The organism is Kitasatospora sp. MAP12-44, assembly GCF_029892095.1.
GTDB lineage: Bacteria > Actinomycetota > Actinomycetes > Streptomycetales > Streptomycetaceae > Kitasatospora.
On record NZ_JARZAE010000004.1, the window covers coordinates 1,525,891 to 1,550,034 of the forward strand.

27 protein-coding genes are annotated in these 24,144 nt (G+C 72.0%); 13 read left to right on the top strand and 14 right to left on the bottom strand.

Features of this window, described 5'->3' with window-relative positions:
- Nucleotides 1-120 precede the first annotated feature (120 nt).
- The 4 genes from P3T34_RS07410 to P3T34_RS07425 all read right to left on the bottom strand — a co-directional run bounded on the left by P3T34_RS07410 (nt 121) and on the right by P3T34_RS07425 (nt 4,787).
- A complete protein-coding gene (locus P3T34_RS07410) occupies nt 121-1,422 on the bottom strand; it encodes a nucleotide disphospho-sugar-binding domain-containing protein (protein WP_280665186.1) in 1,302 nt (433 codons plus the stop codon).
- Between the two features lie 170 nt (nt 1,423-1,592).
- Nucleotides 1,593-3,008: an MFS transporter gene (locus P3T34_RS07415; protein ID WP_280665187.1), complete on the bottom strand. Its 1,416-nt coding sequence runs from the start codon at nt 3,006-3,008 to the stop codon at nt 1,593-1,595.
- Complete coding sequence (locus P3T34_RS07420; RefSeq protein ID WP_280665188.1) at nt 3,005-3,796, bottom strand: glycerophosphodiester phosphodiesterase; 792 nt, start codon at nt 3,794-3,796, stop codon at nt 3,005-3,007. The genes P3T34_RS07415 and P3T34_RS07420 overlap by 4 nt, the downstream gene beginning before the upstream one ends.
- 247 nt (nt 3,797-4,043) lie before the next feature.
- Nucleotides 4,044-4,787: a hypothetical protein gene (locus tag P3T34_RS07425; RefSeq protein ID WP_280665189.1), complete on the bottom strand. Its 744-nt coding sequence runs from the start codon at nt 4,785-4,787 to the stop codon at nt 4,044-4,046.
- A gap of 186 nt (nt 4,788-4,973) precedes the next feature.
- Here P3T34_RS07425 and P3T34_RS07430 point away from each other — a divergent pair, with 186 nt between their 5' ends.
- From P3T34_RS07430 to P3T34_RS07440, 3 genes are all read left to right on the top strand, one after another.
- A complete protein-coding gene (locus tag P3T34_RS07430) occupies nt 4,974-6,995 on the top strand; it encodes an N-6 DNA methylase (RefSeq protein ID WP_280665190.1) in 2,022 nt (673 codons plus the stop codon).
- A 159-nt stretch (nt 6,996-7,154) separates the two neighbouring features.
- On the top strand, nt 7,155-7,589 hold the full coding sequence (locus P3T34_RS07435; protein WP_280665191.1) for a hypothetical protein: 435 nt from the start codon (nt 7,155-7,157) through the stop codon (nt 7,587-7,589).
- Entirely contained in the window at nt 7,586-9,181 is a 1,596-nt protein-coding gene (locus P3T34_RS07440) for a serine/threonine-protein kinase (protein WP_280665192.1), read from the top strand. Before P3T34_RS07435 ends, P3T34_RS07440 begins: the two co-directional genes overlap by 4 nt.
- Before the next feature lie 20 nt (nt 9,182-9,201).
- Here the strand turns inward: P3T34_RS07440 and P3T34_RS07445 are convergent, their stop codons facing one another.
- The 3 genes from P3T34_RS07445 to P3T34_RS07455 are packed head-to-tail and all read right to left on the bottom strand — an operon-like array spanning nt 9,202 to nt 10,900.
- Entirely contained in the window at nt 9,202-9,909 is a 708-nt protein-coding gene (locus tag P3T34_RS07445) for a 2OG-Fe(II) oxygenase (RefSeq protein ID WP_280665193.1), read from the bottom strand.
- Nucleotides 9,906-10,355 (bottom strand): tail fiber domain-containing protein, encoded by a 450-nt coding sequence (locus tag P3T34_RS07450; RefSeq protein ID WP_280665194.1) that lies wholly within the window; start codon nt 10,353-10,355, stop codon nt 9,906-9,908. Before P3T34_RS07450 ends, P3T34_RS07445 begins: the two co-directional genes overlap by 4 nt.
- 2 nt (nt 10,356-10,357) lie before the next feature.
- Entirely contained in the window at nt 10,358-10,900 is a 543-nt protein-coding gene (locus P3T34_RS07455) for a hypothetical protein (protein WP_280665195.1), read from the bottom strand.
- A gap of 337 nt (nt 10,901-11,237) precedes the next feature.
- Between P3T34_RS07455 and P3T34_RS07460 the strand changes: the two genes are divergently transcribed.
- The 4 genes from P3T34_RS07460 (at nt 11,238) to P3T34_RS07475 (ending at nt 15,198) form a co-directional block, all read left to right on the top strand.
- Nucleotides 11,238-12,506 carry a histidine kinase gene (locus P3T34_RS07460; RefSeq protein ID WP_280665196.1) on the top strand — a complete coding sequence of 423 codons (1,269 nt, stop codon included), beginning with the start codon at nt 11,238-11,240 and terminating at the stop codon, nt 12,504-12,506.
- Nucleotides 12,503-13,222: a response regulator transcription factor gene (locus P3T34_RS07465; RefSeq protein WP_280665197.1), complete on the top strand. Its 720-nt coding sequence runs from the start codon at nt 12,503-12,505 to the stop codon at nt 13,220-13,222. Before P3T34_RS07460 ends, P3T34_RS07465 begins: the two co-directional genes overlap by 4 nt.
- A gap of 126 nt (nt 13,223-13,348) precedes the next feature.
- The gene (locus P3T34_RS07470) at nt 13,349-14,491 is read left to right on the top strand and encodes a sensor histidine kinase (RefSeq protein WP_280665198.1); all 1,143 of its coding nucleotides are present in this window, start codon (nt 13,349-13,351) and stop codon (nt 14,489-14,491) included.
- A complete protein-coding gene (locus P3T34_RS07475) occupies nt 14,488-15,198 on the top strand; it encodes a response regulator transcription factor (protein WP_280665199.1) in 711 nt (236 codons plus the stop codon). Before P3T34_RS07470 ends, P3T34_RS07475 begins: the two co-directional genes overlap by 4 nt.
- 10 nt (nt 15,199-15,208) lie before the next feature.
- Here the strand turns inward: P3T34_RS07475 and P3T34_RS07480 are convergent, their stop codons facing one another.
- From P3T34_RS07480 to P3T34_RS07495, 4 genes are all read right to left on the bottom strand, one after another.
- A complete protein-coding gene (locus tag P3T34_RS07480; RefSeq protein WP_280665200.1) occupies nt 15,209-16,159 on the bottom strand; it encodes a terpene synthase family protein in 951 nt (316 codons plus the stop codon).
- A 332-nt stretch (nt 16,160-16,491) separates the two neighbouring features.
- Entirely contained in the window at nt 16,492-17,334 is an 843-nt protein-coding gene (locus tag P3T34_RS07485; protein ID WP_280665201.1) for a helix-turn-helix transcriptional regulator, read from the bottom strand.
- Complete coding sequence (locus tag P3T34_RS07490) at nt 17,331-17,870, bottom strand: DUF6879 family protein (RefSeq protein WP_280665202.1); 540 nt, start codon at nt 17,868-17,870, stop codon at nt 17,331-17,333. Before P3T34_RS07490 ends, P3T34_RS07485 begins: the two co-directional genes overlap by 4 nt.
- Before the next feature lie 5 nt (nt 17,871-17,875).
- Nucleotides 17,876-18,076, bottom strand: a complete 201-nt coding sequence (locus P3T34_RS07495; protein ID WP_280665203.1) for a hypothetical protein — start codon at nt 18,074-18,076, stop codon at nt 17,876-17,878.
- Nucleotides 18,077-18,326: 250 nt separating this feature from the next.
- On the opposite strand from P3T34_RS07495, the gene P3T34_RS07500 reads away from it, so the two are divergent.
- The 5 genes from P3T34_RS07500 (at nt 18,327) to P3T34_RS07520 (ending at nt 20,156) form a co-directional block, all read left to right on the top strand.
- Nucleotides 18,327-18,842 (top strand): NUDIX hydrolase, encoded by a 516-nt coding sequence (locus P3T34_RS07500; RefSeq protein WP_280665204.1) that lies wholly within the window; start codon nt 18,327-18,329, stop codon nt 18,840-18,842.
- A gap of 104 nt (nt 18,843-18,946) precedes the next feature.
- Nucleotides 18,947-19,321 (top strand): CYTH domain-containing protein, encoded by a 375-nt coding sequence (locus P3T34_RS07505; RefSeq protein WP_280671883.1) that lies wholly within the window; start codon nt 18,947-18,949, stop codon nt 19,319-19,321.
- Nucleotides 19,322-19,343: 22 nt separating this feature from the next.
- Complete coding sequence (locus P3T34_RS07510) at nt 19,344-19,541, top strand: GNAT family N-acetyltransferase (protein WP_280671885.1); 198 nt, start codon at nt 19,344-19,346, stop codon at nt 19,539-19,541.
- Nucleotides 19,538-19,702 carry a hypothetical protein gene (locus P3T34_RS07515; RefSeq protein WP_280665205.1) on the top strand — a complete coding sequence of 55 codons (165 nt, stop codon included), beginning with the start codon at nt 19,538-19,540 and terminating at the stop codon, nt 19,700-19,702. The genes P3T34_RS07510 and P3T34_RS07515 overlap by 4 nt, the downstream gene beginning before the upstream one ends.
- Nucleotides 19,689-20,156, top strand: a complete 468-nt coding sequence (locus P3T34_RS07520) for an NUDIX domain-containing protein (protein ID WP_280665206.1) — start codon at nt 19,689-19,691, stop codon at nt 20,154-20,156. The genes P3T34_RS07515 and P3T34_RS07520 overlap by 14 nt, the downstream gene beginning before the upstream one ends.
- Nucleotides 20,157-20,197: 41 nt before the next feature.
- On the opposite strand, the gene P3T34_RS07525 is transcribed toward P3T34_RS07520, so the two are convergent.
- On the bottom strand, nt 20,198-20,665 hold the full coding sequence (locus P3T34_RS07525) for a helix-turn-helix domain-containing protein (protein ID WP_280665207.1): 468 nt from the start codon (nt 20,663-20,665) through the stop codon (nt 20,198-20,200).
- An 82-nt stretch (nt 20,666-20,747) separates the two neighbouring features.
- Here P3T34_RS07525 and P3T34_RS07530 point away from each other — a divergent pair, with 82 nt between their 5' ends.
- Entirely contained in the window at nt 20,748-21,149 is a 402-nt protein-coding gene (locus P3T34_RS07530) for a tautomerase family protein (protein WP_280665208.1), read from the top strand.
- Nucleotides 21,150-21,176: 27 nt separating this feature from the next.
- Here P3T34_RS07530 and P3T34_RS07535 read toward each other — a convergent pair whose 3' ends face one another.
- A complete protein-coding gene (locus P3T34_RS07535) occupies nt 21,177-22,079 on the bottom strand; it encodes an NAD(P)-dependent oxidoreductase (RefSeq protein WP_280665209.1) in 903 nt (300 codons plus the stop codon).
- A gap of 109 nt (nt 22,080-22,188) precedes the next feature.
- Nucleotides 22,189-24,060, bottom strand: coding sequence for a galactose oxidase early set domain-containing protein (locus tag P3T34_RS07540; RefSeq protein ID WP_280665210.1), 1,872 nt, complete (start codon nt 24,058-24,060; stop codon nt 22,189-22,191).
- Nucleotides 24,061-24,144: the final 84 nt, after the last annotated feature.

A 24,144-nucleotide genomic window follows, 5' to 3' on the forward strand; every position in this document is an offset into this window, starting at 1 on the left:
CACAGTGCGCGGAACACGGTCGTGGCCAGGGTCGATGCATCAGCTCCACCCTGCTCGGGCCCCTCGCCGCCGCCACCACCGCCGGTGGCAGCGGGCAGCGGCGGCGGGTGCCCGCCTCGGTCAGCCGAGTGAGTCGACCAGTTCGGCGATCGCCGTCAGCGGCTGGTGGGCCGCGAGTTCGGCGGCCAGGTCGGCGGCGTTGGCGCGGTAGGTCGGGTCGGCCAGGACCCGGTCGACGGCCTCGCGCAGCTCCGGTTCGCCCGGACGTCCGGTGCGCAGGTCGATGCCGACGCCGCGCCAGGCCACCCGGGCGGCCACCTCGGGCTTGTCCTCGCTGCCGCCGGCGACCACCAGCGGCACCCCGAAGGCCAGCGCCGTGTGGACGCCGCCGTAGCCGCCGTTGCTGATCAGCACATCGGCGTGCGGCAGCAGCCGGTCGAACGGCAGGTAGCCGGCGGCCCGGACGTTGGCCGGCAGGCCGCCGAGCGCCTCGGCCAGCAGCTCGGGACCGTCCGGGCGGACGGTGGCGGCGACCACCAGCAGGTCGGGGCGGTCGGCCAGCGCCCGCACCGCGGGGACCAGCAGCTCGGTCAGGTCGTCGTTGGCCAGGGTGCCCTGGGTGACCACCACGACCGGCCGGTCCTCCTTCAAGTCCGGCCACCACACCGGCAGTTCCGCCTCGCCCCGGCTCGGCAGCGGCAGCGCGCCGATGTACCGCAGCGAGGCCGGCGCGTCGCTGCGCGGGTAGTCGAACCCCGGGACGGTCAGCTGCAGGTAGTGGTCGGGCCCGGTCACGGCGGCGTCCGCCCGTGACCCCGGCGGCAGTTCAGCCCCGACACCGGCGAAGACCTCGGCCGCGTACCGCCGGAGCGGCTCGCCGCGCCGCACCGCCTCGGCGTTCAACTCGCGGTTGCGGGCCAGCCCTTCCGGTCCTGCCTGGGGCGGCAGGGCGAGCCCGAAGGGTGCGGTGTCGACGCTCTGCAGCATCGGCGGGGCCACCCCGATGCTCACCACGGCCGGCCGCTCGCCGCGCGGGTGGGCCAGTGCCAGGGCCACCGCGCCGTGGAAGAAGCAGTCGCCGAGCACGACCGTGGCCGGGAACTCGGCCAGCAGCGCGCGCAGCGCCCGGTACTGCGCGGGGACCGGGTCGATGAAGATGTGCCGAGCATCGAAGACCATCCGCTGCGGCCCGGGCGGCAGTTCGGCCCGGCCCGGGAAGTGGTCGTTGATCCGGCGGTCGTCGAAGTCCGCCTCCGGCGGCAGGGCGACGAACCGCGCCCCGGTCTGCTCGGCGGCCTCGGCGAACCGCGCCCCGCCGAGGAAGACCACCTCGTGCCCGCGTGCGACCAGGTCGGCGGTGATCGCCAGCAGTGGCGCGGTGTGCCCGTGCGCGGGCATGGCGGTGGTGATGATTCTGGACATGTGGAACCCCCCATTGCGTCGTCGGCCGGTCCGTGCGCACCCCCGTGGTCGTTTCTGCGCACCCGGCCCGCTGTTCAGGCTAGCCGGGTTGACAACTCGGTGTGGTCGGACGGGGGCGTCAGAGGCGCTCGGGGACGGGGTGCGTCAGAGGCGCTCGGGGACGGGGTGCGTCAGAGGCGCTCGGGGACCGGGTTGCCGACGGCCTCGATGGCGCGGCGGACGGGGACCTTCGCCAGCACGGCGAAGCCGATGACGAAGAACACCAGCAGCGAGATGATCGCCGAGCGGTAGCTGCCGGTGACCTGGTAGGCGAGGCCGAAGACCAGCGGTCCCATCCAGCTGGTGCCGCGGTCACTGATCTTGTAGACGCTGAAGTACTCGGCCTCGCGGCCGGCCGGGATCAGGTGCGAGAACAGCGAGCGGGAGAGCGCCTGGCTGCCGCCGAGCACCAGCCCGATCATGGCGGCCAGCGCGAAGAACCAGGCGGGTTGGTGGGCGGGCATCAAGTACCCCAGGGCGAGGGTGATCACCCAGCCGACCAGGGAGCCGAGGACGGTCCGCTTGGCGCCGTACCGGCGGGCGATGCGGCCGAGGAGCAGCGCGCCGCCGATCGCCACGATCTGGACCAGCAGGACGGCGGCGACCAGTGTGGTCTGGCCCATGCCGAGCTCTTCGCTGCCGAAGAGGGAGGCCTGCGAGACGACGGTCTGGATGCCGTCGTTGTAGCAGAGGAAGGCGGCAAGGAAGAGCAGGGTGAGCGGGTAGCGGCGCATGCCGCGCAGGGTGCGGGCGAGTTCGCGCAGGCTACCGGCGGCGGGCCGGCCGTCGGACCCGGTGCCGGACTCGGTGCCGGACTCGGTGCGGTCGGACGTGGCGCGGGCGGGGGCCGCACCGGCTCGGGAGGGCAGCCGCACCAGCGGGACGAGGGTGAACAGCGCCCACCACAGACCGGCCGAGGCCAGGCAGATCCGCACCGCGGTGCCGGAGGACAGGCCGAGCGCGTCGTGGCCCTCGAACAGCGCCAGGTTGGCGATCAGCAGCAGTCCGCCGCCCGCGTAGCCGTAGGCCCAGCCCTTGGAGGAGACCGAGTCGCGCTCGTCGGCGCTGGCCAGGCCCGGCAGGAAGGCGTAGGAGAGCGCGACCGACACCGCGTACGCGATGTTGGCGATCACCAGCAGTGCGGCGCCGAGCAGGTAGCGGTTCCCGCTGAGGAAGAACATCCCCATGGTGGCGACCGCGCCGACGTACGCGAAGCCGCACATCAACTCCTTGTGCCGCCCGGTACGGTCGGCGACCGTGCCGACCAGCAGCATCACCGCGACCGAGAGCAGCACGGAGAAGGAGACCGTGTAGGGGAAGAACGACCCCGCGCGCACCGTCAGGCCCAGCGGGTGGATGTTGCCGCCCGCATCGGCTGCGTTCTTGGCGATGGAGGTGAGGTACGGGCCGAGGAACACCGTCAGTACCGTGGCCGAAAAGGCGGCGTTGGCCCAGTCGTTGATGTACCAGCCGAACTGCATCCGGCGCAGGGCGCGGGTGTCGGTGGCTGCCGCCGGGTGGTCAGGCAGGTGGGTCGCGGTGTTCATTGGGTTCCTATCACCGTGCTTCCGTCGGTCCAGCAGCCGCGCTCCGCGAGGACGTCGCGCAGGACGTCGATTCGATCGGCCATGATGCCATCCACACCCAGGTCGAGGAGAGCCCGTATCCGTGCGGGGTCGTCCACGGTCCAGACGTGAACCTGCAGGCCGGCGCGGTGGGCGGCGCGCACGAAGGCCCCGTCGACCACCCGCACGCCCCGGTGCCGCTCCGGAACCTGCGCGCACACCCCGGACCACGACGCCGCTCGGCCCGGCAGCAGCGGCCCGGCCAGCGAGCGCAGCCGCAGCCGCGCCACCTCGCGCGGGCCGAGCGAGGTGGCCAGCCGGGGGCCGGCGGCGGCGCGGACGGCGGCGAGGCGGGTGTCGGAGAATCCGCCGACGCAGACGCGGTCCCACGCGCCGGTGCGGCGGATCACGTCGACCAGCGGCCCGACAACCGGGGCGGCCTTGACGTCGATGTTGAAACGGGCTCGGGGGAACTCACCGAGCAGGTCCTCCAGCAGCGGGATGGGCTCGGTGCCACCGATCCGGGCCTCGCTGACCGTGCGCCAGGGCAGTTCGCCGACGGTTCCGGCCCGGTCGGTGACCCGGTCGAGGCGGGAGTCGTGGAAGGCCACCAGCACGCCGTCCGCGGTGACGTGCACATCCGTCTCCAGGTAGCGGTAGCCGAGGGCGACGGCCGCCGAGAACGCGGCGAGCGAGTTCTCGGGATGGCCGAGAGCACCTCCCCGGTGAGCGAAGGCCAGCGGCCCTCGGTGGTCGAGGAAGGGGTGCATCTCGGGCTCCGAGGTTCATGCGAGAGGGAGGTGACGTCAAGGTCAGCGCGGGAGCAGGAACTGTAGCGCCCCAACCCGGTGAGCAGTAGCCCCGCCTTCAGCTGGTACGCGGCGGGGCGGAACCAGCCCGCCGTTCGCCGACACCGGAACGGCGGCAGGCCCGGCGCCCCCCTCCGGGCGTCGGGCCTGCCGTCGGTACGGCCCCGGTCCGGGCGAACGCCGCCGCGTCGCCGGATCGGGGCCGCGTTCAGTGCGCGGCGGTGACGTTCTTGACCAGGGCCTCGGTCAGGGCCACCCCGGCGGTTCCGGTCGAGTTCTGGTCGTTGTCGTACGTCGTGACCACGACGCTGCCGACCCGGGCGGCCACCATCGTCTGGCCGCCGTCCAAGTCCGGTGAGGTGGCGACCGCCTGTATTGCCTCGTCCCCGACGCCGGGCAGGCTCTTCAGGGTGACGGTCACGGTGTAGTTCTGGCCGTTCTGGACCCTGGTGTAGGTGTGACACGTGGTCAGGACCTGCTTCAGGCCGGCCATGACCGCCTGCGCCTCGTTGCCCCGGAAGGCGTCGAGCTCCTGGGCGAACATGTCCTGCGAGTCGTCCGTGTAGTCGTTCTGGGCGAAGGACGCGCTGGCTATCCCCGCCGCGTCGACCCAATTCGAGGCGTTGAGCGCGTCGCAGACATGGCCGGCCGGGGCGGCGGACGGGGAGAGCGGCGGGTTGAAGCCGTCGCCGGTGCTGCGGGTGCCGCTGGCGTCGATCTTGAGCTGGCTCGGGATCGCGGCGGCCGGGAGCAGCATCGCGTTGAGCTTGTTGCCGTTGGGCAGACCGTCGGTGCCCGCGGCGGGCGACTTGGCGGGGGCCCCTGCGGCAGCCGGCGGGGCAGCTGAACCAGCGGCCGACGGGTGCGCGGCCCCGGAGGAGCAGGCGGTGAGGCCGAGCATCACGGTGGCGCTGCAGGCGAGCAGGGCGATCCGGCGAGACTGCTGAGACATAGCGGGCTGTGCACCTTTCAATCATTTGAAGCTCTGTGAGCGGCACGCCAATAAGAGCATGACGTGTGAACCGCGTCAACACGTGTTCACGGTGTGAGGCGGGTTGTAGGATCGGGTGCAGTGTCACGTCGCCACGTCGCCATGCCGCCGCAAGCCGCAAGCCGCAAGCCGCAGAGGAGCCACTCAGTGCCGGAGAGCAGGACCGAAGTCACCGCCGCCGGGATCGCACGGTTCGCCGGGGTCGGTCGCGCCGCGGTCAGCAACTGGCGGCGCAGGCATGCCGACTTCCCCAAGCCGGTCGGCGGCACCGACGCCAGTCCGGTCTTCGAGCTGGCCGAGGTCGAGCGGTGGCTGCGCGAGCAGGGCAAGCTCGACCAGGTGCCGCTGCGCGAGCGGGTCTGGCAGCAGGTCGAGCGGGATCCGGACGGAGCGGCGACCGCCCTGCGCCTGGTCGGGGCCACCCTGCTGCTGCACGATCGGCCGGCCCAGTGGCAGCGGCTGCTCACCGCGGACGCCGCCCTCGGCCACGAGTTGCCCCAGGCACTCGCAGCGGCGCTCCGCTCCCGCCTGGGCGAGGACCACGCGGTGCCCGTGCCCGCGGATCCCGAGCTGACCGAGCGTCCGACCCTGCTGCGCGGCGCCGCACAGCTCGCGGAGGAACTCGGTCCCCGCCAGGCGTACGAGTTCCTGCTGGGGCGTCACCTGGAAGCCGGGCACCGCCAGTACACGCTGACCCCGGCACCGCTCTGCGAGCTGATGGCCGAACTCGCGGGCCCGGCCCAACTGTTGCTGGACCCGGCCTGCGGCTTCGGCGGCCTGCTCGCCACCGTCGGCCCCGGCGCCACCGCGGCCGGCCAGGAAGCCGATCCCGACCTGGCGGCGCTCACCGCGCTGCGCCTCGCGCTGCATGCCGACGGCCCCGCGCGGATCAGGGTGGGCGACAGCCTGCGCGCCGACGCGCACCCGGGCCTGCACGCGGACGTCGTCCTGTGCCACCCGCCGTTCAACGACCGTTCCTGGGGGCACGAGGATCTCGCCTACGACACCCGGTGGGAGTACGGGCTGCCGCCGCGGACCGAGTCCGAACTGGCCTGGGTGCAGCACGCCCTGGCCCATCTGCGCGAGAACGGCACCGCCGTGCTGCTGATGCCGCCCGCCGCCGCCTCCCGCAAGTCGGGCCGGCGGATCCGGGCGGACCTGCTGCGCCGCGGGGCGCTGCGGGCGGTCGTCGCGCTGCCCGCGGGAGCGGCACCGCCGTACGGAGTCCCGCTGCACCTGTGGGTGCTGCGCCGCCCCGCAGCGGACGCGCCGCAGCCGCACCGGCTGCTGGTGGTGAACGTCGCCGACCGGGCGGACGGCCGGGACAATCCGCCCTGGCCGGAGCTGTACAGCACGGTGCTGGAGCACTGGCACGCCTTCGACCGCGAGGGCTCGGCGGCGCAGCAGCCCGGAGTCAGCCGGACCATCCCGCTGGTCGAGCTGCTGGACGACGACGTGGACGTGACCCCGGCCCGGCACCTGCCGGTACGCGCGGCAGGCTCGGGCGAGACGGCACTGAGCGAGGTGAGCGACCGCCTGACCAGCGCCCTGCGCCGCACCGCGGAGCTGGCTCCGGCGGCCGGCGTCCAGCGCGCACCGGCGCACTGGGCGCTCACGAGCCTGGGCGAACTGGCCAGGACGGAGGCCCTGTTGATGCGCACCGGCGGCGCCGGAGCCGGCTCGGGCGGCGGTCCGCCGGTGCTGACCGAGCACGACGTCGTGTCGGGCGGCGCCCCCTCCGGCACGCTGCCCGAGGGCGAGGATGAGGAGCCGGTGCTCACCCGGGTCGGGGACGTGGTGATCCCGGTGCTCAGCCGGGGTACGGCGGCCCGCGTGATCGACGAGGCCACAGCGGGCGCGGCGCTGGGCCGCAACCTGTACCTGCTGCGCCCGGACCCGGCCACCCTGGACCCGTGGTTCCTCGCCGGGTTCCTGCGCGGTACCGCGAACACCCGGCAGGCCAGCAGCTTCACCTCGTCCGCAACCCGGCTGGACGTCCGCCGGCTGCAGGTGCCCCGGCTGCCACTGGCCGACCAGCGGCGCTACGGCGAGCGGTTCCGTGCCGTCGCCGCCTTCGAGGACGCGTCGCGGCTGGCCGCCGGGCTCGGCGAGTCGCTCGTCCAGGGCCTCTACGACGGGCTGACGGACGGGAGCATCAGCCCGTCCTGACGCCGGCGGACGAGCGGCCGAGCCTGCCGGCGGACGATCGGCCGCGCCGGGGTCGGTAGGCTGACCCCGGCCAACCGCCGCCGATCACCCGCCCCCGCCAGGAGCTGAGCCATGTACGGCCCCGTCACGACAACGCCGCAGCGCCGACGAGGCGCGCGAGTGGGGACCGTACTCCTGCGGATCGTGCTCACCGCCGTTCCGGTGCTGAGCCTGGGGATGCTCGGCTGGATACCGATGCTGCGGCTGGCGATCGTGCACCGCCGAGTCCGTGACTGGCTGTTGTTCGGCGCATCGCTGATGGCGTCCGTCGCCGCGATCGTGCTGGCCGGGTGCAATGCCGAGAACAGCTGGCAGTCCACCACCGGAATTTGGCTCACGCTCGGGACGGCGGTCCTGGTCGCGGCCTACTTCCCCGCCGCCGACCTGCGCCCGCGGCGAGCGAACGTGGCTCCTCGCCCGGCCGACGTCCGGACCGCCCCCGTGGGACGACCCGTCGGCATGGCGCCGGGCCTGGCGCGCCGGGACCGCATCGGGCAGGTCAGGGCCGAGCTCGACGAACTGAGTGCCTATCTGCAGCAGCAGGACCGCGCGTGAAGGGCCGACTCGTCGCAGGCCGCTACGAGCTGGCGACGCTCATCGGGCAGGGCGGCATGGGCCAGGTGTGGAAGGCCCACGACCACACCCTCGACCGCTGGGTGGCCGTCAAGCTGCTGCAGCCCAACCGGATGCCCGCGGCGGAGCAGGACGTCGAACTGCGGCGGCGGTTCGCCCGGGAGTGCCGGGTCACCGCCCAGGTCGACCACCCGGGGCTGGTCACCGTGCACGACGCCACCGTGCACGACGCCACCGGCCACGGCGATAACCTCTACCTGGTGATGCAGTACGTCCAGGGTGCGGACCTGGCCGACCACCTCGCCGAGCACGACCCCTACCCCTGGCCGTGGGCCGTGGCCGTGGCGGCGCAGCTCTGCCCGATCCTGACCGCCGTGCACGCGGTGCCGGCCGTGCACCGCGACCTCAAGCCGCGCAACATCATGGTCCGCCCCGACGGCACCCTGGTGGTGCTCGACCTCGGGATCGCCGCCGTCCTGAACAGCGACACCACCCGGCTCACGCTGACCGGCTCACCCATCGGCAGCCCCGCCTACATGGCGCCGGAACAGGCCATGGACCGCGAGGTCGGCCCACGCACCGACCTCTACTCGCTCGGCGTGATCCTGCACGAACTGCTCAGCGGCACACTCCCGTTCGCCTACTCGTCGGCCCTCGGCGTGCTGCACCAGCACCTGCACGAGCCGCCCCCGCCGCTGCGCCGGATCCGCCCCGAGGTGCCGCGGGCGCTGGAGGAACTGGTCCTGCGGCTGCTCGCCAAGGACCCCCGGGACCGGCCCGACGACGCCGCGGAGGTCTACCGGGCGCTCGCCCCGCTGCTGCCCGGGTCGGCCCCGACCGGCCCCGAGGACCCCGGCACGCCGATGGACCCGACCCGGCCGTTCCGGCAACCGCACGCGCCCTGGCACGGCACGCCGCCGCTGCCCCGACCGTCGCCGCAGCCTCCGCGACCGTCGGCGGCGGCCCCGCCGCCCGCAGCCCCATCGACCGCAGCCCTGTCGCCCAGCCGCAAGGCCGATGTCGCCGCCGCCGTCGAGCAGGCCAAACTCCTGCTGGACGCGGGCCGGATCACCCAGGCCGTGGGCGTGCTCGGCAACGCGCTGCCCGCCGCCGTAGCGGTCCACGGACCTGGTTCACCCGTCGTCCACATGCTGCGCAAGCAGTACGCCACGACCCTGCTGGAGGACGGTCAGTGCCAGGCCGCGCTGCCCGAGTTGCGGCTGCTGGCCGAGCAACGCGCGGCCTCGGCCGGCCCGAACGACCCGCAGGCCCTGCGCTTCCGGGTCGAGGCCGCGCAGTGCCTCGACCAGCTCGGCGACCACACCTCGGCGCTCGCCGAGTACCGGCTGCTGCTGTCCGAGCTGGACCGGGACGCAGCCGCCGACCCGTCGCTCGCACTGGAGGTCCGCCACCGGACAGCGCAGCTGCTCCTTGCCACCGCCGACCACACCGGCGCCCGTACGGTGCTGCTCCGGCTGCTCCTGGACACCGAGCGGCTCTACGGCCCCCACCACCCGCTCGCCGCCGAATCCCGGCGCACGCTGGAGTGGTTGGACCGGGCCGCGGCCGGCTGACGGCCGACCGGAGCGCCCACTCAGCCTGGATCGGGGCTGCACAGCCAGCCGTTGACGGCGAAGCGGCTGTCCGCGTGCTGCCTGCTAGGGCAGCTGACCGGCCGTACCTCGTGCCAGGCGGTGGGTCGGAAGAACACGATGCTGTCGTGCTCGGGCTCCCAGTCGCGCCAGGTGCGCTCCTCCCACTTCCCGGCCGTGTCGGTGTGCAGCGGCAGGGCCGCGTCGAACATCCGCAACGCGCCCCCTTCGAAAGGCCGGGGTGTGCGATGCAGGTAGTACACGAAGGTGAGCAGCCGGCGGGGGGCGAACTCGGTGGTGGTGTCCTGGTGCGACCGGTAGAAGTCGCCGTCGTTGTGCACATTGAGGCTGTAACTCGGCTCGGTGTACCGGCAGTTGACTCCCAGCGTGTGCTCGACCGACTCCAGCACCTCATCGATGGCTACCAGCAACTCGGGCACGGCGAAGTCCTGGCACGAGCGGGAGCGGCGGATGTCGGGGTCCAGCTCCCGGTCTCGGATCAGGGAGGGCTTCAGGGTGTCGCCGGCGGCGGCGATGGCGCGCTCCAGCAGGGCGCCGGCCGTCTGCTCGCCCAGGAACCCGGTGATCCGGCAGACCGTCACCGGGAGCCGCCAGATCGCGTCCTTGGACAGCGGCGACCGCTGGTCCACCGCCTCGGGCGGTCCCGTCACGGTGTCGTGTCGTGCCACGGTGTCCTGCCTTGTCGTCATCGGTGTCCTGCCTCCTGGATCGCGGGCTCGTGTTCCGCAGGTCCGACTGCCCCGGCTCCCCCTGCTCCCCCGGTGCTCGCGGCTTCGCGCAGGCGATCGACCTCGGCCGTGAGTTCCTCCACGCGGCGGTGCAGTGCCTGGACGCACACCAGGGTGACGCCGAGGCCGTCGACGACGGGGATCCTGGTGTCGTCCTGGTTGAAGCCGAAGGCGGCCTGCCAGTCCTGGGCCATCGGCCCGAGGTGCCGCACGTCCTCGGGCTCCCAGAGGTAGCGCCAGGTACTGACGGGCAGCGCGGCCACGGTCTCCAGGATCGCGTAGCCGTTGACCGCGCCGACCGCGGCCACCGCGCCGTTCTCCACCGCGCCGTTCTCCTGCGCGCAGGCCGAACGCCGGACCGGGACGACATGGTCAGCCGGCCCGGACCGGCGGCGGAAGACCCGCATCCTCACCGGCTCCAGTCGACCGGGACCACGTCCTGCTTGAGCCCGCGGTCACTGCAGACGGCGCACGGCTCGTTCGGGACACCGGGGCCCTGGTCGGTGCCGACGGTGATCGCGCCATGGGCCCCGACCGGGGCGTGGACGCCGTCGCCGACCAGCGCGGCCTCGTAGCCGCCCAGCAACTCCTGGAGCGTTCCGGGGCCCAAGTCCTCCGGAGCGGCGATCGCGGCGATGCCGGAGTCGTCGGTGTAGGCCATCCCCAGGGTCCGGCCGCCCATGGTGGCGAACACGATCTTCGCACCGCGGATGGGCTCCCCGGTCACCGCGTCGGCCGCCATCGCGCTGATGTTCTCCAGTTGCATCTGGGTGACATTCAAGGTGGCCTGGCTGGCCGTCAGCCTGGTCGGCTTCAGGCTGGGGCATTCCACCCCGCTGCTGCAGGACGCGGACGACGGGGTGGTCGCAGACGCGGCGACACCACTCCCCGCGCCCAGCGATGCCAGAGCCGCGGCCATCACCGCGACGGTCTTACGACGTACAGAACTCATGTCCACTCCCATGGGAACCGCCCGAGCGTGATCCGTGCCGGCGCATGCCGGCCGGAACCGCCTGGGCGCGTGCAACACGCAACGGGTGCCGCCCCTTTCGGACGACGCGGTCGAGCGTATACACGCCCATCTGGCCCAACCAGCTGACAACCGCGAGTTCGCACCATCTGATGAACGGTCAGCGACACGGTGACGAACATGATCGACGCACACAAACCGATGAGCGATCGCGCCGACCACCGTGGGGTGTGCGCATCGCGGGAAGGTGGGAGGCGGGAGAAAACGCTCCCCCGATCGGGGGAGGCCGCCGATGAGCTGCCCGGTCATACTGACGATCATGATCAGGGGAATCCGGCCGCTGCTGCGCGGCTCCACGTACACGGGTGCACTGTTCGCCTCCTGCGGCGCGCTGGTGAGCTTTCCGCTGCTGCCGTTCGCCATGCTGCCGTCGCTGCTGCTCCGGCGATCGGCTCCGTACGGAGTTCAGGCTGTGCTGACCCTGCTGGTCTGGGCGGCACTGATCGCCGTGCTCGGGCAGGCCCGCACCACCCGGCGGGTGCTGATCACCTGCGCCCGTCGACTGCTGAGGGTGCCGCTGCCGGATCCCGTGCCCGCCGCTCCAGCCCCTGCCGCACCGGCCCCCGCTGCGCCGTCCGCAGCGCCGTCCGGTGCCGACCGCTGGCGGACACCGCTGTGGCTGCTGCTGCACGTGGCACTCGGGTGGACGGCCGGCCTGGTGAGCGTGCTGCTGCTCGGCGCGGGCCTGGCCCTGCCCGGGGATTGGACCGGCGCCGAGGGGCGGGTGACTCTGTTCGGCTCGACGGTGCGGGTGACGGGCGGCTGGAGCTGGGTGGTGGCGCTCGCCTGCCTGCTACTGCTGCCGGCGGTGTGTGCGGCGGTGGCGAACGCTCTGCGCTGGCTGGCGCCAAGGCTGTTGGGGCCCTCGTCCGCCGAGCGGCTCGCGCTGGCGGCCCAGCGGGAGCAGCTGCTGGCCGAACGCAACCGGCTGGCCCACGAGTTGCACGACTCGATCGGGCACACGCTGACAGCGGCCACGATCCAGGCCGCGGTGGCCGGCGAGGTGCTCTCGGCCGACCCGGTGGCGGCGCGGGCCGCCCTGCGCAGCATCGAGGAGTCGACCCGGGCCGCGCTGGAGGACCTAGACTACGTGCTGGGCGTGCTGCGCGAGGAGGAGTCGGGGACGGCGCCGACCCGGACCCTGGCCGACCTGCCCGAGCTGCTCGACCGCCTGCGGCACGCCGGGGCGGTGGTGCAGCCGGAGCTGTCGGGCGAGTTGGCGCAGGTCCAGGGGACGCTCTCCCGGGCGGCGTACCGGATCCTGCAGGAGGGGCTGACCAACGCGTTGCGGCACGGGGCGGGCGGTCCGATCGAGGTCCGGGTGGCGGCCGGCTCGGACGGGCTGGCGCTCAGCGTGGTCAACCGCACCTGCGCGGGGACGGGCCCGGCTGCCTTCCCGACGTCCGGGCACGGCCTGCCCGGGCTGGCCGAGCGCGTACGGCTGCTGCACGGTGAGCTCGAGGCCGGCCCGCACGGGCCGCAGCACTGGCGGTTGGCGGTCCGGCTGCCCGTACGGTTGCCGGCATGACCAGCCCCGACGCGGGCGAAGCCGTCGCCGACAGCCTCGTCACCCTCGTGATCGCGGACGACGACGAGGTGACCCGCAGCGGTCTGCGCACCCTGCTCGCGGCGCAGCCTGGGATCGCGGTGGTCGGGGAGGCCGCCGACGGCGTCGAGGCGGTCGAGCGGGCGCGGCGGCTGCGGCCGGACGTGGTCCTGATGGATGTGCGGATGCCGCGCCGCAACGGGATCGAGGCCACCCGGCAGCTGCTGGCCGAGTCGCCCGAACCGCCGAAGGTCGTGGTGATCACCACCTTCGAGAACGACGACTACGTCACCGCCGCGCTCAGCGCGGGGGCCAGCGGGTTCGTTCTCAAGCGGCTTCCGGTCCGCCAGATCGCCCAGGCGGTGCGGGTGGTGGCGGCGGGAGAGGCGATCCTCTTCCCGGCGGCGCTGCGCCGGATGGTCGCCGCCCGCCCGCTGGGCTCCGCCGAGGCGCTGCCCCGGGCGGCGCTGACGGGGCGTGAGGAGGAGGTGCTGCGGTTGATGGCCACCGGCCTGTCCAACCCGGAGATCGCGCAATCGCTCGCGGTCAGTCTGGAGACGGTGAAGACGCACGTCGGGAACGTGCTGACCAAGCTGGGCGCGCAGAACCGGACCCACGCGGTGGTGATCGCATATGAGTCCGGTCTGGTGGTCCCGGGGCGGGGAGCCGATGGTCGTATGGTGCGATTCGACGACTAACGAGGGGACTGCCACATGCCGACGAGCCGACCGCTCGCACCGCGCTCGCCGACCGCCGACGCCCGGTCCTGGCCCCGGCCCTGGTCGCGGTCCTGGTCGCGGTCCTGTTCGCGCAACGACGCGAGGGTGGCCGTCGGGGCGGTCATCCTGGACCTGGCCGGCTACACGCTCAGCGGCCTGGACGCGAACCAGCCGATCTCACCGCTCGCGCTGATCCTCCTCGTGCTCCCGGCCCTGCCGCTGCTCGCCCAGCGTCGCCACCCGCTGACCTCGCTGGCAGCCGTGCTGGCCCTGGGCCTGACGGTGAATCTGAGCTCCCCGGTGTCCCACCACTTCGGCGCCGCCGTGGTGGTCGCCCTGTTCACCGTCGCCCGTACGCAGCGCGGCGCGGTGACCGCGGTGGCGGCCCTCGCCTGCTGCGCCCTGTCGCTCGTGGGCCTGGGACAGCGGCTGCCCCCGCCGGTCGGCGATCTGTCGGGCTACCTGATCGCGGCCGCGCTGGTCGTCACCGCGGCCGTTGTCTTCAACCGCTACCAGCGCGAGGTGGAGATCCGGCGCCGGCTGCTGGCCGACCGTGCGGTGGCCAGTGAACGCCGGCGGATAGCCCGGGAGTTGCACGACATCGTGGCCCACCACATCACCACCATGCAGCTGATGGCCGGTGGCGCCAGGGCCAACCTCGGCGGTGACACCGAGGTGGTGCGCGACGCGCTGACCACTCTGGAGGGCTCCGGGCGGATGGCGCTGCGCGAGATGCGCCAACTGCTCGACGTGCTGCGGGCCGGCGACGAGCCGGAGGAGGCGCTCGCGGCGCCGCAGCCCGGCACCGGCGACCTGGCCCGCATCGTCGAGGAGTCCCGACTGGCCGGTCTGCCCACCGAGTTCACCATCCGCGGCGAGGAGCGGCCGCTGCCGCCGAGCACCGGCCTCGCGGTCTACCGGATCGTCCAGGAGTCGCTCACCAACGCCCGCAAACACGCCAGCCGGGCGCAGGTGCACGTCCAACTGACGTACCGCCCGGACCGGATCACCGTCGAAGTGCGGGACGACGGCACGGGCCCGGGGGCCGGCACCCCGGCGGGCGCGGGCGACCCGGTGGGGACGGCCGCCGGGGCCGCGGGCCGGTCCGGGTACGGTCTGATCGGTATGCGGGAGCGCGTCGCGCTGCAGGGCGGCAGCCTGGTGGCCGGCCGGCTCGACGGCGGCGGCTTCCGGGTGGCGGCCAGCCTGCCGCTGGTCCCGGTCGAAGGAGAGGAACTGCTGGCATGACGCAATCCCCGGAGCGGATCAGGGAGCGGATCAGGGTGCTGATCGCGGATGACCAGCCGCTGGTGCGGCGTGGCCTGGCACTGATCCTGGCCCCCGACCCGGAGTTCGAGGTGGTGGCCGAGGCTTCGAACGGCGAGCAGGCGGTCGGCCTCGCCCGCCGGCACCGGCCCGACGTCGTGGTGATGGACATCCGGATGCCGGTCCTCGACGGGGTCGAGGCAACCGGGCAACTCGCCCGGGAGCTGCCCGAGTGCCGGGTGCTGGCGCTGAGCACCTTCGACCTGGACGAGTACGTGGTCGCCGCGCTGCGCGCGGGTGCCTACGGGTTCCTGCCCAAGGACGTCTCCCCGGAGGAACTCCTCGCCGCGGTACGCATCGTGCGCACCGGCGAGGCCGCCGTGGCACCGCGCCTGCTGACCCGGCTGATCTCCACCTACGTCACCGCGCCCCGGCGCCCGACTCCTACGATCCCGAGCCTGGGCGAGCTGACGCCCCGCGAGGTCGAGGTGTGGCGCCTGCTCGCCACCGGGCTGGACAACGGCGAGATCGCCCGGGCACTGGAGATCAGCATCTCCACGGTCAAGAACTACATCACCAGCATCTTCGCCAAGCTGAGCGTGCGCGACCGCGCCCAAGCGGTGATCGCCGCCTACGAGTCCGGCCTGGTCGCGGCCCAGCCGTCCAACCCGGCCAGATCGGCGAACTGACCCTCCCGCGTCATCCACCATCAGTCTCCTGATGCCGACCGACGACGGTCCGGCGCAGCCGGTGCGCGACCGCCTCCCGCCCCTCCCGCGCCGCCGGCACATACCGGGAGCTGGCCGCCGTCCACTCGCGCAGCGCGTGCCGGAACGCGTCGAGGTGCATCGCGAACCGGGCGGTGTCCTCGATCAGGCCGTCCCGCGCGATCGACGGGCGCGCCTCGTCGGAGTACTCCCGCAGCGCGCAGCGCAGCCACCAGAACCGCCGCTCCTCCGCGTGCAGTTGCTCGCGCACCTTCTCCCGAGCGGCGTCGGGCGGCAAGCCCTCGGTGCGGGCCAGCGCATCCAGCGCGGTGAATGTGTCGCCCGAGCCCGCCGCCAAATCATTGGCCAGGTACCCGCACGCCGAGAACGCCGCCAACAACGACTGCACCAACGGACTGTTCCAGTCCGGGGTGACCACCTGCTGCGCCAGCTCGGTCCACATCGCGGCCAGCACCATCCCCCCATCCGGCGGTCGGATCACCATGTACTCCCGCAGCGTCGGCACCCGGCCCGGCTGCACAAACCCGACCAACTTCCCGTGCGCCGCCTCGACCCAAGCAACCAGATGCTTTCGATACCGGCCCCACCAGTCCCCCGGCATCACCTCCCGCGTCCGCTCCACCAGATCAGCAAGCGCCCGCACAGCGGGATGATCCTCGGGGGTGACCGGCTCACTCCCCTCCACCATGTCCACCAGACGCCCAACGAACCCGCCCACGTCCAGCGGCGCCGCCTCCCGCAACTCGCTGTCCAACACGTCATCCAGCCGCCACGTCAACAACGCCCACTCCACCGCCAGTTGCAGCGGCGCACCCGAAGCACCCGGCCACGCCCGCAGACACAACCCGACATACCCATGCCCGAGATAGACATCCGGCTCCGAGTGAAGCCCATGCTCCACCAGCCACGTCCGGGCCCCCACATACACATCAGTGTGCCGACGGTCGGTAGGGATCCCCATCAGGACCCCTCCCCGGCGTGGTCCGCACACGCCACGACGACCCAGGCGAGGCCGTCCACGAGCAGGTGGCCAGCGGACACCAAAGGCGGCTCTGAGCTGCCGCAGCGTACGCATGCCAGTTCGTGTAGCTGGTCGTACGTCAGGATCGTGTCTGCGTGCGGCAGCCCGGCGGCGGGCTGCGGCACGGCTACCGCAAGATCTGCCATGCCCAGCACCGTAAGTCACCGGTTCGTCGCTGACCGGCGATGTTTCTCCGTGCTTCTCGGGCTGCTGCCTGTGCTTCGCGAAGCTTCTCAGGTACTCCCGAGGGCGTGCCGTGCGCGTCCGATCAGTCGATGCGCCTCGGCGCCCCCAAGGGCGACCTGCTCGTACATCGCCCACGCCCGCGCGTAGAGCGCCACGTCGTGGTCGCTGTCCAGCCACAGCGCCGCGTTGATCGTCTCTACCGTGACGTGCGTGTCGTCGTGGATCCAGAATCCGTGCCGCAGCGTGAGCGGCAGAGTGGCCGAGAAGGGGATGACGCCGAGCTGTACGGTGTCGAGGCCCACGAGCCCGGTCAGCCGGTCGAGTTGGGCGCGCAGAGCCTCACGAGAGCACACCTGGGCGTGGAGGGACCCTTCCCACAGGATGAACTGGAACCGGCGACCGCGCTCGTACAGCAGATCCTGGCGCCGCATCCGCTCACGGACTGCGTCCTCGGTGTCCGCCGGAGACTGGTGGAGCACAGCCCCACTGGCCAGGACCGCGCGCGCGTAGTCCGGCGTCTGGAGTATGCCCGGGATGACGTTCGGCTCGTAGGCCCGGATGAGACCGGCGCTGCGCTCTTCCGCGCCGGCCTCATGTTGGACAACCTGATGGCCGGACGCCAAGCGGCGTTTCCAGGATCGGTACTGAGTCTCCAGACCACGGAGGTCCGCGTGCAGAGAGGCTGCCACCGTTGGGTGGCCGGTGTGCTCAGCCCAGGCGGTGAGGTCGGCCTCGGTCGCCGTCTGCCGTCCCGTCTCCAGTTTCGAGATTTTGGAGTGCGGCCAGTCGGCGGCGGCGGCCAGCGCGCGGCCGGACAGTCCGGCGTCGTCACGGAGTTGGCGCAGCCGCGCGCCGAGGGCCGTCCGGGCCCGCTGGTAGTCGGTGCTCACGCTGCCGACGGTACCGTCTTCGCGAACTCGTCGCGGGGGACCGCGTAATGCCATGCCGCGTCCCTGATTTGACAGGCCCTGGCCACCTCGGCGACATCCTCGATCAGCTCCGCGCCGAGGTAGTTGTCGGCCTGGTCAAAATGCATCTCCAGCAGGATGCGCGAGTCGAACAGCCAGAAGTCGCGCAGCGGCACTCCCAGGTCGGCAGCGAGTCGGCGTGGCAGATGCCTGATGTCCTCCCCAGCGGCCACGTTCGCCCATCCGACGGCCAACAGGTATGCCTGGCCGGCCGAGATCGGATCGTCAGCGATCCGCACCCTCTCGATCCGCTTCCCAGCTTCAACCTGCGCCCTGATGTTCTGGCACCACGGGCGCGCCGGATCAGTCAGCGGGTCCTCGCCGCGGGCCCAGCGCCGGAACCCTTCACCGTCTCGGTCGGATCCGTACGTGGCCCTGCTCTCCAGGCGCCATGCGGTGTGTTGGAACCCGTCGCCGAAGAGGTGGTCGAACTGCTCGTCGGTGATGAACTCGGTCACGCGATCTACTCCTTGGGGGCGTTCTTGGTGAGCAGTTCACGGGGGACCACCACGAAGGTCTCCCCGGGCAGCACGTCACGCAGCTGGCTGAGCGCCTCCTCATCCACAAGGCGGTAACCCTGGACGACGACGTCGCCGGTCGGAGTCTCGTACAACGTCGGACACTTGCCGTCTTCAGAAGTGGTGCCGAGGAACTTGAGCTTCATCGTGCCCTCCCTCTCTGCTGGTTGCGGCATCAGGATGCCGTGCTGGAGCATGAAGCGGGACTGAAACGGCGAAGTGCCGAGACGGAGTGGCCACAGCGGGTAGCGTCTGCTGGATATCGTCGGCGCCGTCCCCTGCAACCGCGGCGTGCCCGACATCCCTCAGAACGCCAGCTCGTACGCGCATGAGGAGGCCCCCGTGGAGTGGCACAGCTACGGGCGACGCCGCGTCTACGACAGTCCGTGGGTCGAGGTGTGGCTGGACGTCGTCGAGATCCCGGGTGTCGGCCGGGTCGACCATCATGTGGTCACGATGCCGAAGCCGTCGGTGACCTCGGTCGTCACGAACGAGGACGGCGAATTCCTCCTGCTGTACCGACACCGCTTCATCACCGGACGCTGGGGCTGGGAGGTGCCGGCTGGCTGGGCGGAGCCCGGCGAGGATCCGGCGCTCGCGATCAGCCGGGAGATCGAGGAAGAGACCGGCTGGCGGCCGAGCAGCGTGGTCCCGCTGATCGAATATGACGCCCTGTCGGGGATCTCCACCATGCGGTTCCAGTGCTTCCATGCCACTGGCTGCAAGCTGATCGGCGCCCCTACCGACCGCAGCGAGGCCACCCGGGTGGAGTGGCTGCCGCAGGCCGAGGTCGTGTGCCTGTTGACCAGCGGTGAAATCCCCGACGGGCCGTCACTCACAGCGCTTTCCTACTACCTGGGACCGCACCGACTGAGGGACACCAGCCCGGAGGACGCCAGCCGAAGGCCCTGACCACCAGGTGTTGCCGAAGAGAGCGAACGCGTCATCTGACGATAGGAGATGCAGTGGCGATCGAGGCCGAGCTCAAGGCCCGGGTGCAGAACCCCGAAGACGTGATGGCCCGACTGGAGGAGGCCTACGGCCCCGGGCGCCCCGAGGTCTACCAGGACACCTACTACGACCTCCCGGTCGGCGCTCTCACCAGCGCTGACCGCGAGCTGCGGATCCGCACCGTCCACGGCGCGACCGATACCCGCACCGTCCTGACGTACAAGGGCGCCCGGGTCGATGAGGCCTCCGGGTCCAAGCCGGAGCACGAGACGCGGGTCGAGGAGTACTACGGCGGGACGAACACGCCGCCGCCGGTCGAACAGGTCCGGTCCGCGCTGTTCGGTTCGCGGCCGGCCGCGACGGTGCTACTCGCCCGCGACGGCGAGGTGGTCGTCGGCCTGGCGTCCGTCAGCTTCTTACGGCCTGGCGGCCGGGGCTGATGCCAGCCTCTACCTGAAGGAGCTGTATTTACGCGATGGCCATCGCCGCCATGGCGTAGCCCGCCAGCTGATGGAAGCGGTCCACGCGGAGGCCCGGGCGGCAGGATGCTCGCGGGTGGAGTGGACGGCTGACCGGGAGAACCCGCCGGCGCTGGAACTGTACGAGGCACTCGGCGTGCGGCCCCACCCGGGGAAGATCTTCTACCGGTCGGCGGTGTGAGCAGGATTCTCAGCGTCACCTCCTACGATCGCGGCGCGCCCGACACCCCCGAGTTCTCCGCTGCCCTGATCGCCCTCCCGCGCTACCGCTTCGCCGAGCATGTCGAGGAGCTCTGGAGCCGGGGCCGCAACGTATGGGAGATTGATCATGTCGAGGCGTGACTACGAGAACGACCCGCAGGCGCCTGAGGCGAACAGCCTTGTCCCGGCGGCATCGGTGGTTGTCGTCAACGGGCACGGCCAGGTGCTGCTGCAACGGCGCACGGACAACGGGATGTGGGCACTGCCCGGCGGCAAGATGGAGCTGGGTGAGTCCCTGGCCGATTGCGGTGTCCGGGAGACTCTGGAGGAGACCGGCATCGACGTCGAGATCGTCGGGATCGTAGGGACCTACACGGACCCGGGCCACGTCTTCGCCTATGACGACGGCGAGGTGCGCCAGGAGTTCTCGATCTGCCTGCTGGGCCGACCGACTGGTGGGACGCTGCGGGTATCGGACGAGTCGCACGAGGTGGCCTGGTTCTCGCCAGTAGAGACGGACGGCCTGCCCATGGTGGCGAGCATCCGAAAGCGGCTCAGCGACTGGCGCTCCGGGCAGATGCCGGTCATCCGGTAGGGGGACTGCGTGGGCCCGTCTGGGACTGCGTCGCCCGACTCCTACGGCCTGGGGCGGGCTCCCGGACCGCTGCGCAGGTCGACCTCGGCCAGCCCGGTCACCTGGTGGCCCCGGTCGCAGACGAGCGCCACGTGCACATCGCCGCCGCAATCGGCGTGCCGATGTACCGTCGCCGGGCCGGCGGGGTCCGCGCGGTGACGGTCTCCCCACTCCTTGAGTGAGAGCAGGATCGGGTACAACTCCACGCCGCGCGACGTGAGTTGATAGCTGTAGCGGGTGCGCCGGCCAGCCTCCTGGTAGGGGACGCGGGCCAGCAGCTGCGACTCGACCAGTTCGTCGAGCCGACGCGACAGCACTGCGGCCGAGACCGCCAGATGGCGCTGGATCTCATCGAAGCGGCCCAGCCCCCGGGACACCTCACGGACGATCAACAGGGCCCAGGGGCGGCCGACCACCTCAAGCGCTCGGCCGATGCCGCAGTTGCTGATGTCCTGTTCGCTCCACTGCACGGCGCCACTCTAACTGCCTTTCAAAGACGAAGCCAGCTTTGCTAACCTCCTGGCTATCGATTCGAAAGCCAGGAGGACCGACATGCCCCTTGTCCGCATCTCGCTCAGCTCCGACCGCCCCGCCGAGAGTCGGCGCCCGATCGCCGACGCCGTACATCGCGCCCTGGTCAAGGAAGTTGGGATCCCCGAGGGTGACCGCTTCCAGATCATCGAGGTGCTGGCGACCGACGCGATGCTGTTCGACCCGGAGTACCTCGATGTGCCGCGCCAGGACGTCGTCTGCGTCCAGATCACGCTCCGCGCCGGCCGCGACGCGCAGCTCAAGCAGCGGCTCTACGCACGCATCGCCGAGGAAGCCGCCGCGGTCGGGGTGCGGCCGCAGGACGTGTTCGTGGTGCTGACCGAGAACGGGTCGGCGGACTGGTCGGTGGGGAACGGCCAGGCGCAGCTGCTCGACGAGGAACTCCTCGCCCGCTGGCGCTGACCCCGCCGCCCCACCCGGCCCGGCGCCTCAGCGATCGGCCGGGCCGTCGGCGGCCCGGCCGCGGGCCTCGATGGCCTTGACGACGGCGGCCATGTCAGCGTCCGCGTAGCCGAGTTGGCCGGTCTCGGCGAAGAGCGCTCGGCAGACGTCGAGCAGTGGGGCGGCGATGCCGGCCGTGGCGGCGGCGTCGGTGATCAGCCGGGCGACCTTCTGGGAGTCGGTGATCGACGCCTGGACCGAGAAGTCCTCGTCGGCCAGCTTGGGCGCCTTCAGCCGCATCGTCGGGCTCGCCAGCGGCCCCGCGCCGAGCACCGAGACCAGCTGGTCGAGATCGAGCCCCTGGCGGCGCGCGAACTGGAACGACTCGGCCAGCCCGGTCACTTGGGTGATCAGGAAGGTGTTGACCGCCAGCTTCATCAGCAGGCCGTTGGGCACCGGCCCGCAGAAGTTGAGCTCGCGGCACAGCGGTTCGAGCAGCGGGCGCACCGCCGCGACGACCTCCGGCTCCCCGGCCAGCAGCCCGACCAACTCGCCGGCGGCGGCCTGGGTGCTCGATCCGGAGACCGGCGCCTCGACGTAGCGGCCGCCGGCGGCGCGGACCTGCGCCGCCAGCTCCTGGGAGTAAGTCGGCGCGAACGTCCCCATGTTGACGATCGTGCGGTCGGCGACGCGCTCGGCGAAGGCCGGCGTGCCGCGGCCGAGGACGGCGTCCACGCCCGGGTCGTCGAGCAGCATCAGGATGACGACCTCGCTGCGGGCGAACACGCTCGCCGCGTCGGGGGCCACCTCGGCGCCGGCGGCCGCCAGGGTGCGGGTCTTGGCGGTGGTGCGGTTCCAGACCAGCAGCGGGGTGCCGGCCTTCAGCAGATTGAGCGCCATCGGCTCGCCCATGACGCCCAGCCCGATGAAACCCACGGAGACTAAGTTCATGGGCAGAGCTTGGCATACCGACGGATCACCCGGCCAGTACCCGTAGGGCGGCATGACGCGACCCCTCGGGCAGGCTGCCCGAGGGGTCACGAGGGGGTCGGGGGCGCGGTCAGGAACCCGGGGCGATGTGAACGAACTTGGCCTCACTGGGAACGCCGGCGGCGTCCAGCAGGAAGAGCATGTAGTAGCCGGGCGGCGCCGCCTGCGCCGACGGCGGCGTCTTCAACTCCAGCCGGTCGCCCGAGCGGCCGGTGATCTGAAGCTCCAGGTGCCGCTGGCTGGTGTCCACCGAGTGGGTGGAGGTGATGGGCGCGACCAGCACGGCGCGGCTGACCTGGGACGCCGTGCTGCTGCTGACCTTGAAGCTCGAGTTGTAGTCCAGCGCGCGGGTGGGCGCCTTGCTGAGCACCGGGCGCGGGCCCTGGTGCAGGTAGGGGGGTTCGTAGATCTCGATGGTGCCGTTCATGCCCGACTTGATGTCGGGGTTGTTGGCGATCTGCTGGAGTTCGTCGCCGGTGACCATGATCCGCCCGTCCGGCAGCAGGACGGCGTTGGAGTGGTAGCCGCGCGGCAGGCGCTGGACCGGGCCGAGGGTCCAGCGGCCCTGGGCGTCGCGCAGCTCGGTCTGGCGGTACTTGAGGTCGGCGTTGGGGTTGTAGGGGCCGTTGCCGTAGTCGCGGATGTCGTAGGAGCCGTTGACGGTGAACAGGTTGCCGTTCGGCAGGATCAGCGTGTCGTCCTGGGTCCGGCCGAAGGCCCGCTGGGTGTCGGTGGTCCAAGTGCCGTTGGAGAAGCGGTAGGTGTTGCGGTCGTTGCGGTTGCCGCCCAGGATCAGGACCGAGTCGGGGCCGGCGCTGCCGCCCGGCAGGGCGACGGCGGAGCCGTAGTTGCGCAGTCCGCCGTCGGGGCGGTCCGGCAGCTTGCCGCGGGACTCGTCGGCGGGGTTGAACGTCCACTGCTGGTCGGCGTCGCGGCCGAAGCCGTAGACCTTGCCGTCCCGCAGCGAGAAGAGGTGCGGGTAGTCCATCCGGTATGGGGCGTCCGTCTTCCACTGGTCCGACGGGAGGCCGTCCGGGACGCTGCCGGGCGTGTAGGAGAGGTCGACGCCCTTGGCGGGGAAGCGCTCGATGAGCGGGGTCGGAGTGCCCCAACCCAGTTCGGACTGGCCGGACATGATCAGCAGCCGGCCGTCGGCGCCGGTGACCACGGACGGGTACCAGCGCCCGACCGCCAGGTCCTGCTGCTGGTGCCAGGTCTCCGTCCACGGGTCGAAGACCAGGGCGAGCTTGGCGCCGGTGCCGCCGTTGCCGCCCAGGTTGCCGCCGAAGACGCCGACCATGCCGTTGGACAGGTAGGAGTGGCCGGCGCAGAAGAACGGCGCCGGGCGCGGCTCGCCCGTCCCGTCCGGCATGTCGACGACCGGCGGCGGGACCGCCTTGAACGCCGCGGGGCCGCTGCCCTTCGACGGGTCCCACAGGTAGGCGCGGCCGGCGTTCTGGTGGCCGATGACATCGGTGGGCGCGGTCTCCTTCTGCGGGTTGTCCTCGACGCTCTCGAAGGAGAACGCGAGGATCTTGCCGGTGGGCAGCAGCGCGATGTGCGCCCCGAACTCCGGTGTGGGGAAGTAGTCCGTGAACTTGCCCGCGACCGCGGGGTCGAAGGCCGCGTTGAGCTGCGCCTGCGAGGCGGTCAGCGCGTTGAACCGGTTGGTCCTGGTGGTCTGCGGATAGTCGGTCTGCACGGCCCGCAGACCGAGCCGGTCGCGCGCCATCGACTCGGCGGCCGGGCGGCCGAACGCCTCGACCTCGCCGGGACGCAGTTCGGCCCGCACCTGCTCGTCGGTGATCCGCAGGCCGCCGGTGTCCCCGAAGCGGTCGGCGGTGAGCGGGGCGGGCAGGGGCGTGGCCGAAACGGTGGTGGTTGCCAGTACCAGGGCTGCGGCGCAGGCCGCCAGCAGTCCCGACAGTGGTCTGCGTGTCATCGGCACTCCTAGGGGGTCCGGCGCGCGGCGGGCAGGTCGGCCCGCCGCGCGACCGACGGGTTTATGCAGCCACTACAACACTCT

Excerpts from the sequence above, each read along its gene's own strand:
- P3T34_RS07420 (WP_280665188.1), bottom strand. The coding sequence starts at position 3,796 with ATGCACCCCTTCCTCGACCACCGAGGGCCGCTGGCCTTCGCTCACCGG.
- P3T34_RS07410 (WP_280665186.1), bottom strand. The coding sequence starts at position 1,422 with ATGTCCAGAATCATCACCACCGCCATGCCCGCGCACGGGCACACCGCG.
- P3T34_RS07475 (WP_280665199.1), top strand. The coding sequence starts at position 14,488 with ATGACGCAATCCCCGGAGCGGATCAGGGAGCGGATCAGGGTGCTGATC.
- P3T34_RS07415 (WP_280665187.1), bottom strand. The coding sequence starts at position 3,008 with ATGAACACCGCGACCCACCTGCCTGACCACCCGGCGGCAGCCACCGAC.
- P3T34_RS07450 (WP_280665194.1), bottom strand. The coding sequence starts at position 10,355 with ATGCGGGTCTTCCGCCGCCGGTCCGGGCCGGCTGACCATGTCGTCCCG.
- P3T34_RS07540 (WP_280665210.1), bottom strand. The coding sequence starts at position 24,060 with ATGACACGCAGACCACTGTCGGGACTGCTGGCGGCCTGCGCCGCAGCC.
- P3T34_RS07455 (WP_280665195.1), bottom strand. The coding sequence starts at position 10,900 with ATGAGTTCTGTACGTCGTAAGACCGTCGCGGTGATGGCCGCGGCTCTG.
- P3T34_RS07535 (WP_280665209.1), bottom strand. The coding sequence starts at position 22,079 with ATGAACTTAGTCTCCGTGGGTTTCATCGGGCTGGGCGTCATGGGCGAG.
- P3T34_RS07495 (WP_280665203.1), bottom strand. The coding sequence starts at position 18,076 with ATGAAGCTCAAGTTCCTCGGCACCACTTCTGAAGACGGCAAGTGTCCG.
- P3T34_RS07520 (WP_280665206.1), top strand. The coding sequence starts at position 19,689 with ATGTCGAGGCGTGACTACGAGAACGACCCGCAGGCGCCTGAGGCGAAC.
- P3T34_RS07445 (WP_280665193.1), bottom strand. The coding sequence starts at position 9,909 with ATGACGACAAGGCAGGACACCGTGGCACGACACGACACCGTGACGGGA.
- P3T34_RS07530 (WP_280665208.1), top strand. The coding sequence starts at position 20,748 with ATGCCCCTTGTCCGCATCTCGCTCAGCTCCGACCGCCCCGCCGAGAGT.
- P3T34_RS07425 (WP_280665189.1), bottom strand. The coding sequence starts at position 4,787 with ATGTCTCAGCAGTCTCGCCGGATCGCCCTGCTCGCCTGCAGCGCCACC.
- P3T34_RS07460 (WP_280665196.1), top strand. The coding sequence starts at position 11,238 with ATGATCAGGGGAATCCGGCCGCTGCTGCGCGGCTCCACGTACACGGGT.
- P3T34_RS07465 (WP_280665197.1), top strand. The coding sequence starts at position 12,503 with ATGACCAGCCCCGACGCGGGCGAAGCCGTCGCCGACAGCCTCGTCACC.
- P3T34_RS07505 (WP_280671883.1), top strand. The coding sequence starts at position 18,947 with ATGGCCCGACTGGAGGAGGCCTACGGCCCCGGGCGCCCCGAGGTCTAC.